Origin of the sequence: Tsukamurella conjunctivitidis (assembly GCF_007858475.1) — a bacterium.
GTDB classification, from domain to species: Bacteria; Actinomycetota; Actinomycetes; order Mycobacteriales; family Mycobacteriaceae; genus Tsukamurella; species Tsukamurella conjunctivitidis.
Map to the genome: position 1 here is coordinate 1 of NZ_VIGX01000009.1, position 12,754 is coordinate 12,754.

Sequence of the window (12,754 nt, forward strand, 5' to 3'; positions counted from 1 at the left end):
CCCCGTGTGTGGTTGTGCACCCGCTGCTGGGCACCGTCCCACCGCCAAACTACGACCTCGTGACGGACATGTCCACCACAGCATCCCTGCTGGTCAACCCCTTACCAAGCCTGTCAGCTGGAGATAAACCTCGAACTCCTGACATCCGCCTTGCAAAGGCGGCGCTCTACCAACTGAGCTAAGGCCCCGGGACGGGGTGTGGTGGGCCTAGGAGGACTTGAACCTCCGACCTCTTCGTTATCAGCGAAGCGCTCTAACCGCCTGAGCTATAGGCCCGTGAACCGAGGTGGAACATTACCAGCGCACCTCGGGTTCTACAAAATCGCTGGTCAATCCCTATCGGAGAGGGTCACCTCGATGCCGCCCACGAGGTCGGCGCAGAGGTTGTAGATGAACGCGCCGACGGTCGCGAGCGCGGTCAGCAGGATCACGTTCGCGAGACCGGCGAGGCCCGCGTAGGTGAAGACGTTGCCGGCCGTCAGGAGGCTGACGCCCGCCTGCTCGTTGGTGAGCGTCTGGAAGCTGTCGTTGATCTTGCTCCACACGCCCATGCCGCTGAGCACGATGTACAGCACGCCGACGGCGATCATCCACACGAAGAAGAGCACCACCGAGACCACACCGGTGAGCTTGAACGTGGTCCACGGGTCGATGCTGCGCAGCTGCATGCCCGCCCGCACCGGGCCGCTCGCGGCCTGCGTCTTCACGCCCGCCGCGCGGGCGGGAGCGCCGCCCACGGTGTGCAGGTTCGACGGTGCCGCCTCGCCCGCAGCAGCGGCCGCGGGAGCCGCCGCGACCGGCTCGGTCGCCGCGGTGTCCGCCGCCGGCTGCGCAGGCGCAGCCGGAGCGGCGGGGGCCGCGGGCGCGACCTGATGGATCTTGTCCAGGTCGGGCAGGTTCTTCGGCAGCTCGTCGCGTTCCACACCCTCGGTGGGCGCGTCGATCACGCGGCCGACATCGGTATCGCGTCGCGGGATCCGGACGGGCTGCCGGCCCGCCTCCGGTCCGGACTCCGGCGGCTGGCCGGATCCGGTTCCAGGGGTACTCACATGCGCTCCTTCGTGCTCCGCGGCGGCTTATGCCTCGCCGTCCGCCTGCTCGGGTTCGTCGCTCTCGTCGGCGTTGCGGGCGATGGCCAAAAGACTAGTGCCTTCGGCCAGGTTCATCAGCCGGACGCCCTTGGTCTGGCGGCCCGCCTTACGGACCTGCCGCGCCGCGGTGCGAATCACGCCGCCGCCCGACGTGATGGCGTACAGCTCGGTCTCGTCGTCGACGATGAGCGCGCCCACCAGGTCGCCGCGCTTCGGGTCGAACTGGATCGTGAGCACGCCCTTGCCGCCACGCCCCTGGACAGGGTAGTCGTCCATCGCCGTCCGCTTGGCGTAACCGCCCGAGGTCGCGACGAGCAGGTAGGTGTCGGCCTGGACCACGTTGAGCGCCAACAGCTGATCGTCACCGTTGAACCGCATGCCCTGCACACCGGAGGTTGCGCGGCCCATGGGACGCAGGGCGTCGTCGGTCGCGTGGAAGCGGATCGACTGGGCGTTCTTGCTCACCAGCAGCAGGTCGTCCTCGGACGAGGCGAGCACCGCGCCCACCAGCTCGTCCTCGTCGCGCAGGTTGATGGCGACGATGCCGCCACTGCGGTTCGAGTCGAAGTCCTCGAGCTTGGACTTCTTCACCAGGCCGTTCTTGGTGGCCAGGATCAGGTAGGGCGCGTCATCGTAGTTCTTGATCTGGATGACCTGCGCGATCCGCTCCTCCGGCTGGAAGGCCAGGAGGTTCGCCACGTGCTGCCCGCGGGCGGTGCGGCTCTGCTCGGGCAGCTCGTACGCCTTGGCCCGGTAGACGCGGCCCTTGGTGGTGAAGAACAGGATCCAGTCGTGCGTGGAGCACACGAAGAAGTGCGCCACGATGTCGTCCTGCTTGAGATCGGCGCCCTTGACGCCCTTGCCGCCGCGCTTCTGGCTGCGGTACAGGTCCGTCTTGGTGCGCTTGGCGTAGCCGGTCTCCGTGATGGTGACGACCACGTCCTCACGCGCGATGAGGTCCTCGTCGGTCACGTCGCCGTCGGCCGCGATGATCCGCGTGCGGCGGTCGTCGCCGAACTTCTCGACAATCTCGCCGAGCTCGTCGCGGACGATGGCGCGCTGGCGCTCCGGCCGCTCGAGGATGTCCTTGAGGTCGGCGATCTCGAGCTCGATCTCGGCCAACTGGTCGATGATCTTCTGCCGCTCGAGGGCCGCGAGGCGGCGCAGCTGCATGTCGAGGATCGCGTTGGCCTGCAGCTCGTCGACGTCGAGGAGCTCGATCAGGCCGGCGCGCGCGATCTCGGTGGTCTCGGACCGCCGGATGAGGGCGATGACCTCGTCGAGGGCGTCGAGCGCCTTGACCAGGCCGCGCAGGATGTGGGCCCGCTCCTCGGCCTTGCGCAGCCGGAACCGGGTGCGCCGCACGATGACGTCCAACTGGTGCGTCACGTAGTAGCGGATCATCTGGTCCAGGCGCAGCGTGCGCGGCACCCCGTCGACGATGGACAGCATGTTCGCGCCGAAGCTGGTCTGCAGCTGGCTGTGCTTGTAGAGGTTGTTGAGCACGACCTTGGCGACGGCATCGCGCTTGAGCCGCACCACGATCCGCATGCCCACGCGATCCGAGGACTGGTCCTCGATCTTGCTGATGCCGGCGATCTTGCCGTCGCGCACCTGCTCGGCGATCGAGAGCACGAGGTTGTCGGGGTTCACCTGGTAGGGCAGCTCGGTGATGACGAGTTCCGTTGCGCCCTTGGAGTCCTCCTCCACCTCGACCACGCCGCGCATGCGGATCGAGCCGCGGCCGGTGGAGTAGGCGTCCTTGATGCCCTGGCTGCCCACGATGAGGCCGCTGGTCGGGAAGTCGGGGCCCTTGATCCGCTCCATGCACGCCTCGAGCGTGGCCTCGGAGTCGGCGTCGAAGTTGTCCAGGCACCAGAAGATGGCGTCCGCGAGCTCGCGCAGGTTGTGCGGCGGGATGTTGGTCGCCATGCCCACGGCGATGCCGCCGGAGCCGTTCATGAGCAGGTTCGGCACGCGCGCCGGGAGCACCGTCGGCTCCTGGGTCTTGCCGTCGTAGTTCGGCGTGAAATCGACGGTCTCCTCGTCGATGTCGCGCAGCATCTCCATCGCCAGCGGCGTCAGGCGGGCCTCGGTGTAACGCATGGCGGCCGCGGGATCGTTACCCGGCGAGCCGAAGTTGCCCTGACCGTCGATCAGCGGGTACCGCAGCGACCACGGCTGAGCGAGGCGCACGAGGGCGTCGTAGATCGCGCTGTCGCCGTGCGGGTGGTAGTTGCCCATGGTCTCGGCGACGGGCTTGGCCGACTTCACATAGCTGCGGTCGGGCCGGTAACCGGCGTCGTAGGAGGCGTACAGGATGCGGCGCTGCACCGGCTTCATGCCGTCGCGCACCTCGGGCAGCGCGCGGCCCACGATCACGCTCATGGCGTAGTCGATGTAGCTGCGCTGCATCTCCTGCTGGATGTCGACCGGTTCGATCCGGTCGTGGCCACCGGTCTCGGTGGGCGGGGTGGTGTCAGTCATTTCGAGTCCTTCAGTTCATCGGTTCGACGGTGCGCGGCCCCGCCCCGAGGGGCGGGGTGTCCCGGCTACACGTCGAGGAACCGCACGTCCTTGGCGTTGCGCGCGATGAACGAGCGGCGCGCCACCACGTCCTCACCCATGAGGATGGAGAACAGCTCGTCGGCGGCGGCGGCATCGTCCAGGGTGACCTGCTTGAGCACGCGGACCGTCGGGTCCATCGTGGTCTCCCACAGCTCCTTGGCGTTCATCTCGCCGAGGCCCTTGTAGCGCTGGATGCCGTCGTCCTTGTTGATCTTCTTGCCGTTCTGCAGGCCGTCGGCGAGCAGCACGTCGCGCTCGGCGTCGCTGTAGGCGAACTCCGGGTCGGCGCCCTTCTGCCACTTGAGCTTGTAGAGCGGCGGCTGCGCGAGGTACACGTGGCCGTGCTCGACGAGCGGGCGCATGAAGCGGAACAGCAGCGTCAGCAGCAGCGTCGAGATGTGCTGGCCGTCGACGTCGGCGTCGGCCATGAGCACGATCTTCTTGTAGCGCAGCTTGGCGATGTCGAACTCGTCGTGGATGCCGGTGCCGAAGGCCGTGATGATCGACTGGACCTCGGTGTTCTTGAGCACCTTGTCGATCCGGGCCTTCTCGACGTTGATGATCTTGCCGCGGATGGGCAGGATCGCCTGGTACATCGAGTCGCGGCCGCTCTTGGCGGAGCCGCCGGCGGAGTCGCCCTCCACGATGTAGACCTCGCACTTGTCGGGGTCGTTGCTGCGGCAGTCGGCGAGCTTGCCGGGCAGGCCGCCGATGTCGGTGGCGCTCTTGCGGCGCACCAGCTCTCGCGCCTTGCGCGCGGCGAGGCGGGCCTGCGCGGACGCGGCGGCCTTCTGCACGATGGTCTTGGCGTCGGCCGGGTTCGAGTCGAACCAGAACTGGAGCTGCTCGCGGCAGACCTTCTGCACGAAGCCCTTGATCTCGGAGTTGCCGAGCTTGGTCTTGGTCTGCCCCTCGAACTGCGGCTCCGCGACCTTGACCGAGATGACCGCGGCGAGACCCTCGCGGATGTCGTCGCCCGAGAGATCGCCGTCCTTCTCCTTGACCAGCTTCTTGTCCTTGGCGTACGCCTTGACGACGCCGGTCAGCGCGGTGCGGAAGCCCTCCTCGTGGGTGCCGCCCTCATGCGTGTTGATGGTGTTCGCGAAGGTGTGCACGGACTCGGAGTAGCCCGAGTTCCACTGCATCGCGATCTCCACCTCGTGGCCCTTCTCCTTGCCCTCGAAGGAGATGATCGAGTTGTGGATCGGCGTCTTCGACGTGCGCGCGTTGATGTGCTTGACGTAGTCGACGAGGCCGTCGGGGTAGTGGAAGATGCGCTCGCGCTTCTTCGGGGCGACGTCGGCCAGCGCCGCGGCGATGTCGTCCTCGTGCGCCGACGGAGCCTCCTCGGTGATGGCCTCGTCCGGGATCTCGACGGCGACGGGCCGCTCGTCGGTCAGCGTGATGGTCAGGCCCTTGTTCAGGAAGGCCATCTCCTGCAGGCGGCGCGAGACCGTCTCGAAGTCGTAGTGCGTGGTCTCGGTGAAGACCTTCGGATCGGCCCAGAAGCGCACCGTCGTACCGGTGCGGGTGGTGGGCTCGCCCTTGATCAGGTCCTCCGCGACGGAATCGCGCTTCTTCTCGTCCCAGTGGAAGTTCTGCTGCCAGTGGTAGCCGTCGACGTCGATCTCGACCTCGACCTTGCTGGAGAGCGCGTTGACCACGGAGATGCCGACGCCGTGCAGGCCGCCCGAGACGGCGTAGGCGTCGGAGTCGAACTTGCCGCCGGCGTGCAGCGAGGTGAGCACCAACTGCACGGTGGGGATGCCCTTGGAGTGCATCGCGACGGGGATACCGCGGCCGTCGTCGATGACCTCGACGGCGCCGTCTTCGCGCAGTTTCACGTCGACCCTGGTCGCGTGGCCCGCCATCGCTTCGTCGACGGAGTTGTCGACGACCTCCCAGATCATGTGGTGCAGGCCGCGGGGTCCGGTGGTGCCGATGTACATGCCGGGGCGCTTGCGCACCGCCTCCAGGCCCTCGAGCTGCTTGATGGAATCCGCGCCGTACGAGCCCTTGGGCTTGTCCGCGTTGTTGTCAGCCGCCACGATGTGTTGGCGCTCCTTCGTCGAAACCACCGGGCGAACGGCCGTGAACTTCCACGGGCCGGGCCGCCGCGATGGCGATCGGACAGTGACCCGCGGAGACGGGGCACTCTTGCCCTTCCAGTCTACTCCTCTTCACGACGATGAATGCGTTTGCCACGCCCTCATCGCGTCCCAGACGCGATCAACCTCGTTTCGGTCGGCTCAGTCCGAATCGCAAGCCGACGCGCACACGGCGATGCTGGGGCATGAACCGGCAATCGATCGTAGAGTCGGAGGCATGGATCACGCCGAGATCGACGACTACCTCACCCGGTACGCGGAGAGCCTCGCGCGGTTCGACGCGACCGCCGGCGCCGACCTCTGGGCCGAGCCGGGCATGATCGTCGACGACCGCTTCTCCGGCGTGCTCGACGACCGCGCGACGATGGCCCGCGGCCTGCGGCAGTCCTATCCGCTGTACCGCGCACTCGGGCTGTGCTCGGTCGGCCACGAGCTCCTCGACGCCGTGCCGCTCACCGGCGCGATCACGCTGCTCCACGTCCGCTGGCTGTTCCGCGACGACGAGGGCCTGCTGCTCACCGACAGCACCGGGTACTACGTCGTGCGCCGCGACCACGACGGACTGCACGCCTGCGTCTGCATCCAGGTCGACGACGCCGCGAAGCTGCAGTCCCTGGCCACCGAGCGCGGCATCGACCTCGCCGACTTCCTCCCGGCCGCGCCGCCGGCTCAGCCGTAGGTATCGCGCGGGCCCCGGCCGGGCACGTGCAGCGGGCCCTTGCGCCAGCTGGGCGCGCTGGGCCCGGTGATGTGCAGCGAGGTGACCACGCCCTGCCCGACCGCGGCGTTGATCTTCGCCAACAACTGGGACTGCATCAGGCGCAGCTGCGTGGCCCACGCGGTCGACTCCGCGCTGACGTAGAGGACCTTGTCGCGCAGGTTGACGGCGCGGGCGTGCGCAGCGACGTCCGCGCCGACGACGGTGTCCCAGCAGCCGAGGACCGTGCCCTCGTTGACCTTCGTGTCCCAGCCGCGGGCTTTGGCGATGCCGCCGATGAGGGAGCCGAAGGGCTGGGGATCGCGGTTGTCGGGCGACGGCCCGCTCCACCGCTTCGAGCCGCGGCGCAGCCGGCGCACCCCGCCCGTCATGGGCTCGGAGCGGCCCTGCCCGACCGATTTGCCCGCCGCCTTCGCCGCCGCGCGGGCCTCCTCGAGCGCGCGCCGCGCGATGTCGGAGCCGTGCAGCTGCCCCTCGTCGTTCTGCCCGGTCATGACACCTCCCTGCGCCCGGAAACCTCGCCTGCGAGGCTACTCGCCGACACCGACATCGGCCGTGCCGGCGGGCGCGGGGGCGAAGACGTCCGGCGCGGCAAGCTCGGCGAGCAGGCGCTGCGCGCGCGCCTCGTCCCACTCCCCCGACTCCGCCGGTGCCGCGGCCCCGTCGGCGAGGAGGGCGTATCCCGGCCCGGGACGCGCCGCCCCCGCACCCGTGTGGCCGCCCACGACGTACCCCCGCATCAGGGCGAGGCCCACGCCCGCGAGCTCCCGATAGCCGATGGTGCTGGTGAACCCGAAGAGCTCGAAGAGGCGGCGGTAGTTCGCCTCCAGCCGGGTCAGTACGGCGTCCTCCGCGCGGCCGACGGCGGCCACGACGCGCTCGCGCGGGGCCCCTGCGGGCAGCGAGGGCACCGCCATCGCGAGGGTCAGGTACAGCCTCCACCGCCGATCCTCCTCGCGGTCGGCGAGCAGGTCGTCGTCGGCCGAGGCGGCCACCGCCCGCAGCAGGGCGGAACGCCGGCCGGCCACCGTGCGCAGGCTCGACGGATCGTCGCCGACGGCGCGGCGCAGCACATCCGTCGCCCGAGCCCCGCGCGTGGAGGCGATCGGCAGCGCCCGATCGGCGAGCGCGGCGAGGACGTCGGCGAGGAAGTCGTCGCGCTGCGGCCAACAGCGGTACGCCGCGGTCCGGGAGACGTCCGCGTCGCGGACGGCGTCCTCGAGCCGGACGTGTTCCAGTCCGGTTCCCAGCCCCTCCGCGAGCACACGGTCCGCCGCGGCGTCCAGGACCCGTCGCCGGGTCTCGTCGAGTGCCAGGCGCCGACGCCTCGGGGTTGTCCCCGAATTTGGTACTCGGGGTTCCAAAGTCTCGCTCACGGGCCTATGGTACTCCGTGTACCAAGTTGGTACTCGGAGTTCCAAAGGAGACACATCATGTCGACACGGACGATCACCCCTCCTACGACTGCACCGTCGGACGGAGCGCGGCGCACCCTCCTCGCCTACGGGCTCGGCGCCCTCGCCACCGCCGCCGGCCTCGGCTACGCGCTCGCCGATCAGTTCGCGCTGGGCGGGCTCGACCGGCACCTGCACGCGCTGTACGACCCGGTCGGCAAGTACGGCGAACCCGGCCCGCTGTACGCCTACCTCTACGCCGTCGGCCTGCTCGGGCTGCTCTGCTGGTGGGGCGCAGCGCGACTGGTCCGCAGCGGCGCGACGTCGGCCCGGCGCTGGGGATGGATCGCGTTCGGTGCGGCGGCGCTGCCGGTGCTCGCACCGCTGGTGATGCAGGAGTACGGGCGGCCCGTCGTTCCGCTCGCGCTCGCGGCGGGCTACCTCGTCGCGTGGGCCTGCGGCCTGGCGGGAATCGTCCTCCTGCGCAGGACGGGAGCCGGGTCGAGCGCCGGATAGACTCGCCCCGGCCGGCAAGGCCGACCGAGCCACGCTCTCGGCCGAGGACCACGACCACGTCCTCGAGGGCGTCTTCGAGATTCCCGGCCTGCCGGAACTCGCGCGCTGACAACGCCGGTCAGCGCAGCGAGGGCACCCTGATCGGCTCGGTCACGGCCTCCGACTCCCGGGCCAGGAGCTCGCTCACGCTGACGTGCCCGCTCGATGACGTTCGGCGGTGGCGCGCCGGCGGCCGGGTCCGCAGGAAGGTGGCGACGACGAGGCACGCGACCGCGCCCACCCCCGCGGCGACGAGGTTCGCCGACTGCATCGCGGAGACGAAGCCCTGTTGCACGGTGTGCCCGAGGGCGGCCTGCAGCTCGGGCGGCGCCGCCGCGACCGCGCGGATGCCGCCGATGACCGACGACTCGGCCTCGGCCCGGGCACCCGGCGCCAGGGGCAGCCGCGCGACGTCCTCGGCGACCTTCGCGGAGTACAGGTGCGCCACGACCGAACCGAGAATGGCGACACCCAGCGCTCCGCCCACCTCGCGAGTGGTGTCGTTGACCGCGGAGCCCGCGCCGGCCTCACCCGACGGCACGGACGTCATCACCGACGTCGTGGCGGGACCCTGCAGCAGGCCGAGGCCGACCGCGATCACCGACATCGCCGGCAGGACCTGGGTCAGGTAGTCGGCGGATTCGGTCAGGCGCGCCGTCAGCACGAAGCCGGCCGCCATGATCGCGAGCCCGAGGGCGATCGTGAACCGCATTCGCCGCTCCGTGTTCGCGAGCGCCGCCAGCGGCGTGACCGCCACGGCCGCGAGCGCGAACGGGATCACTCGCACCGCCGTCTCCAGCGGGCCGTAACCGAGCACCGCCTGGAAGTACATGATCGTGATGAAGACGAAGCCGAGCAGGCAGAAGAAGCCGGCACAGATCGCGAAGGAACCCATCGCGAAGCCGCGGGTGCGGAACAGTGTCACGTCGAGCACGGGATTGCGGTGCCGCCGTTCGTACATCACGAAGCCGACGACGAGGACCGCGGCGCCGGCCAGGGCACCCACCACCGGGCCACTGCCCCACCCGAAGTTCGGTGCCTCGATCAGTGCCCACACCAGCAGCGTGATCCCGGAGATCGACAGGAGCACGCCGAGCAGGTCGAAGGAGGGTCGCTCGGAGCCGTAGGACTCGGGGACCAGCGCGAGGCAGCCGACGATCGCGACGACCGAGATGGGCACGTTGATCCAGAACACCGACGACCACGCGAAGTGCTCCACGAGGTAGCCGCCGACGACGGGGCCGATCGCGATCGACGCACCGGCGGCCGCGGACCACACGGCGATGGCCTTGGTCCGATCCTCCTTCTCCGGGAACAGGTCCGAGATGATCGCGAGCGTGGCGGGGAAGATGAGCGCCGCCGCGGCGCCGAGCGCGGCCCGCGCCGTGATGAGCTGGGCCAGCGAGGTCGACCGGGTCGCGAGGACGGAGATCGCGACGAAACACAGCAGGCCGGCGACGAGCACCTTCCTCCTGCCGAGGCGGTCGCCGAGATAGCCCGTCGCGAGCAACAGCCCGGCGAAGACCAGTGTGTACGAATCGACGATCCACTGCAGCGCGCTCATGCCGCCGCCGAACTCCTCGCTCAACGTGGGGAGCGCGATGGTGACGATGCTGTTGTCCATGCCGGTCATCAGCACGGCGATGCACAGCGTCCCGAGCGAGATCCAGCGCGCCGGGCCGGACCGCCCGCCGGCGGTGGCGATCATGTCAACGGCCGGCGGCCGCGGTGCGGGCACCGTCGACCTCGGCGAGGAAGGCGTCGAAGGCCGCCAGGAACTCGTCCCGGCCGCCCAGGTCCGCGGCGGCAACGGCACCGGTGCGGCGCGCACCGTCGACCACGCGCTCGTCCCGCACCAGCCGCAGGACGCCGTCGGCGATCGTCCGCGCGGTCATCCGGCGGCGCGGCAGGATCGCGCCGGCCTCCACCGCCTCGATGCGGCGGCCCCAGAAGTGCTGATCGAACGCCTGACTGCACACCAGCGACGGGCGGCCGGAGGCCGCGGCGATGGCCGTCGTGCCCGCTCCGCCGTGGTGCACGAGCGCGGCGCAGCGGGGAAACACCGAGTCGTGGTCGACATCGGGGACGATGAGCAGGTCGGGCGTGTGCACGTCCTCGTCGCGCGTGCGCGCCGACCAGCCCGGCACAGCGAGCACCCGCATCCCCTCCGCCGCGAGCAGCTCGGCGAGACCGGCGACGACACCGTCGAAGTCGACGACCGGCATGCTCCCGAATCCCACGTAGACGATGGGCCGGTCGTCCTGCGCGATCCACTCCTCGACCATGGCGTCCCGCTCGGCGCGGTCCGCGGGCCGGCCCTCGATGCGGATGAAACCGATCCGCGGATGCCGTGCATCCTCGCGCGAACGCGGCGGCACCAGCGCCCGGCCGAAGGCCTCCACGCGCAGGACGTCGCGGCCCGCGAGCACCGACCGGGGATTGACGACCCGCCGCGGATAGTCGACCCGCTTCGCCAGCTCGACGGTCTTGCCGAGGATGCTGAGCGCCCACCCGATGTCGAAGATCCGGTAGGTCCACGGGAGGAGTACCGGGATCCGCGCCGCGACGTCCTGCAGCCGCGGTCCGAGCAGCGGGTTCGGAACCGTGCTGTGCACATCGCCCGGGAAGTACTCGACCATGACGAGAGGGACGCCCTCGCGATGGGTGACCAGGGCCGCCCGCTCCTCGATGATGCGGGTGCTGATCACGCAGTCGACGTCCCGGCACAGCGCGGCCAGGCGGGTGTCGAATTCGTCGGCATGCGAGTCCGCCAACTTGCCCACCTCGCGCAGCTGCGTCGTGGTGCCGGCGCCGAAGAACTTCTCCTGGCCGACCGGCGACTGCAGGAACTCCTTGAGGTTTAAGGTCGTCAGGATGTGCGGCTCGAAGCCGTACGAGGCCACGTAGCCCTGCGATTCGACCGTGCAGCCGACCGCCACGTCGTCGCCGCGGTCCGCGAAGACCCGAGCCACCGCCAGGAGCGGGCTGATGTCGCCGCGCGAGCCCATGCATGCGATCGCGATGCGCACCCGATCCGCCTTTCTTTACCATGTACCGAATGTTGTTGGCGCCTTATATTTTCGGCGCAACACTGGCACTCTACGCGGCGGCGGGTTACGGAGCGGCAGTCGCCCCCGGCCCGCCCGGTTCGGTATCGGTGAGCCGGGAGACGCGCGCATCCGCGGGTCCCTCGACGGTGACCTGGAAGGTCGCGGCGCGCAACGCGGACGGCAGGTCCTCCGGCACGGCGGCCGTCACGATGACCTGCTCCGTCCCCGCCGCCACGTCGGCGAGAGCGGTGCGGCGCTTGGCGTCGAGCTCGGCGAAGACGTCGTCGAGCAGCAGCACGGGCTCGGAGCCGCCGGCGCGCAGCAGTTCCAGCGAGGCGAGGCGCAATGCCAGTGCGTACGACCAGGATTCACCATGGGAGGCGAAGCCCTTGGCCGGCTCGTTCCCGAGCCGCAGGTCGAGGTCGTCGCGGTGCGGGCCCACCAGGCACACACCGCGCTCGATCTCCCGCTGCCGCGCTGCGGCGAGGCCGTCGAGCATCGCATGCTCCAGTTCGGCGACGGACGCGGCGGCGGGGTCACCGTCGAAACCCTCGAACAGCGAGCTCGTGTACGCCACGGTCGCGGCGCGCGAGTGCGGAGCCAGCGCGGCGTACGCGACGGTGAGGTGCGGCGCGAGCGAGGCCACCACCTCGAGCCGCGCCGCGAGCACCTCGGCGCCGAACCGTGCCAGCTGCGCGTCCCAGACGTCCAGCGTCGAGAGCATCGACTCCGCGTCGGCACCGCCGCGCCGCGCGGCCGCGTACGCGGTCTTGAGCAGGGCGGTGCGCTGTTTGAGCACGCGCTCGTAATCAGCCTTCTCCGCGGCGATGCGCGGCGTGCGCAGGATCGCGAGGTCGTCGAGGAAGCGGCGACGGCCGCCCGGCTCGCCGCGCACCAGCGCGAGGTCCTCGGGCGCGAACAGGACGGATTGCAGAATGCCCAGCAGCTCGCGCGGCCGTCGGCAGGGCGCGGTGTTGATCCGCGCCTTGTTCGCCCGTCCCGCGATGATGTCGACCTCCGCGGTGAGCTCACGGCCCCCGTTGTGCACGGTGGCCGCGACCGAGGCGCTCTCGGCGCCCACGCGGATCAGCGGCTGGTCCGTGGCTACGCGGTGCGAGCCCAGAGTGGCGAGGTAGTTCAGCGCCTCGACGAGATTGGTCTTACCGAATCCGTTGCGGCCCACGAAGACGCTGACCCCCGGCTCCAGGTCGACGGTGACGTCGTCCCAGGACCGGAAGTCGTGCAGGGTGAGCCGGCGGACGTACAAAGG

General features: G+C 70.1%; 11 protein-coding genes and 1 tRNA gene. 3 read left to right on the forward strand and 9 right to left on the reverse strand.

The features are described 5' to 3' along the window. On the forward strand, positions 1–182 hold a 182-nt coding region (locus tag FK530_RS26420), incomplete at its 5' end, for a hypothetical protein (protein WP_205124213.1). A 17-nt stretch (positions 183–199) separates the two neighbouring features. Here the strand turns inward: FK530_RS26420 and FK530_RS15665 are convergent. The 4 genes from FK530_RS15665 to gyrB all read right to left on the reverse strand — a co-directional run bounded on the left by FK530_RS15665 (position 200) and on the right by gyrB (position 5,707). Continuing rightward, positions 200–276: transfer RNA gene (locus tag FK530_RS15665), tRNA-Ile, on the reverse strand. Positions 277–329: 53 nt separating this feature from the next. Beyond that, complete coding sequence (locus FK530_RS26690) at positions 330–1,049, reverse strand: DUF3566 domain-containing protein (RefSeq protein WP_231706663.1); 720 nt, start codon at positions 1,047–1,049, stop codon at positions 330–332. Between the two features lie 27 nt (positions 1,050–1,076). Further along, positions 1,077–3,578, reverse strand: coding sequence for a DNA gyrase subunit A (gene gyrA, locus FK530_RS15680; protein WP_146487977.1), 2,502 nt, complete (start codon positions 3,576–3,578; stop codon positions 1,077–1,079). A 65-nt stretch (positions 3,579–3,643) separates the two neighbouring features. Continuing rightward, positions 3,644–5,707, reverse strand: a complete 2,064-nt coding sequence (gene gyrB, locus FK530_RS15685) for a DNA topoisomerase (ATP-hydrolyzing) subunit B (RefSeq protein ID WP_146487978.1) — start codon at positions 5,705–5,707, stop codon at positions 3,644–3,646. Between the two features lie 277 nt (positions 5,708–5,984). Between gyrB and FK530_RS15690 the strand changes: the two genes are divergently transcribed. Then, positions 5,985–6,446 (forward strand): DUF6841 family protein, encoded by a 462-nt coding sequence (locus FK530_RS15690; protein ID WP_146487979.1) that lies wholly within the window; start codon positions 5,985–5,987, stop codon positions 6,444–6,446. Here FK530_RS15690 and FK530_RS15695 read toward each other — a convergent pair. Together FK530_RS15695 and FK530_RS15700 are read right to left on the reverse strand one after the other, a co-directional pair. Continuing rightward, on the reverse strand, positions 6,437–6,979 hold the full coding sequence (locus tag FK530_RS15695; RefSeq protein WP_146487980.1) for a DUF721 family protein: 543 nt from the start codon (positions 6,977–6,979) through the stop codon (positions 6,437–6,439). The genes FK530_RS15690 and FK530_RS15695 overlap by 10 nt on opposite strands. Positions 6,980–7,015: 36 nt before the next feature. Further along, entirely contained in the window at positions 7,016–7,861 is an 846-nt protein-coding gene (locus FK530_RS15700) for a hypothetical protein (RefSeq protein WP_146487981.1), read from the reverse strand. A 57-nt stretch (positions 7,862–7,918) separates the two neighbouring features. Between FK530_RS15700 and FK530_RS15705 the strand changes: the two genes are divergently transcribed. Continuing rightward, on the forward strand, positions 7,919–8,395 hold the full coding sequence (locus FK530_RS15705; RefSeq protein ID WP_146487982.1) for a hypothetical protein: 477 nt from the start codon (positions 7,919–7,921) through the stop codon (positions 8,393–8,395). A 118-nt stretch (positions 8,396–8,513) separates the two neighbouring features. Here FK530_RS15705 and FK530_RS15710 read toward each other — a convergent pair whose 3' ends face one another. The 3 genes from FK530_RS15710 to recF form a co-directional block, all read right to left on the reverse strand. Beyond that, entirely contained in the window at positions 8,514–10,142 is a 1,629-nt protein-coding gene (locus FK530_RS15710) for an MFS transporter (RefSeq protein WP_146487983.1), read from the reverse strand. A 1-nt stretch (position 10,143) separates the two neighbouring features. Beyond that, a complete protein-coding gene (locus tag FK530_RS15715; RefSeq protein WP_146487984.1) occupies positions 10,144–11,463 on the reverse strand; it encodes a nucleotide disphospho-sugar-binding domain-containing protein in 1,320 nt (439 codons plus the stop codon). A gap of 85 nt (positions 11,464–11,548) precedes the next feature. Then, the gene (gene recF, locus FK530_RS15720; protein ID WP_146487985.1) at positions 11,549–12,751 is read right to left on the reverse strand and encodes a DNA replication/repair protein RecF; all 1,203 of its coding nucleotides are present in this window, start codon (positions 12,749–12,751) and stop codon (positions 11,549–11,551) included. Positions 12,752–12,754: the final 3 nt, after the last annotated feature.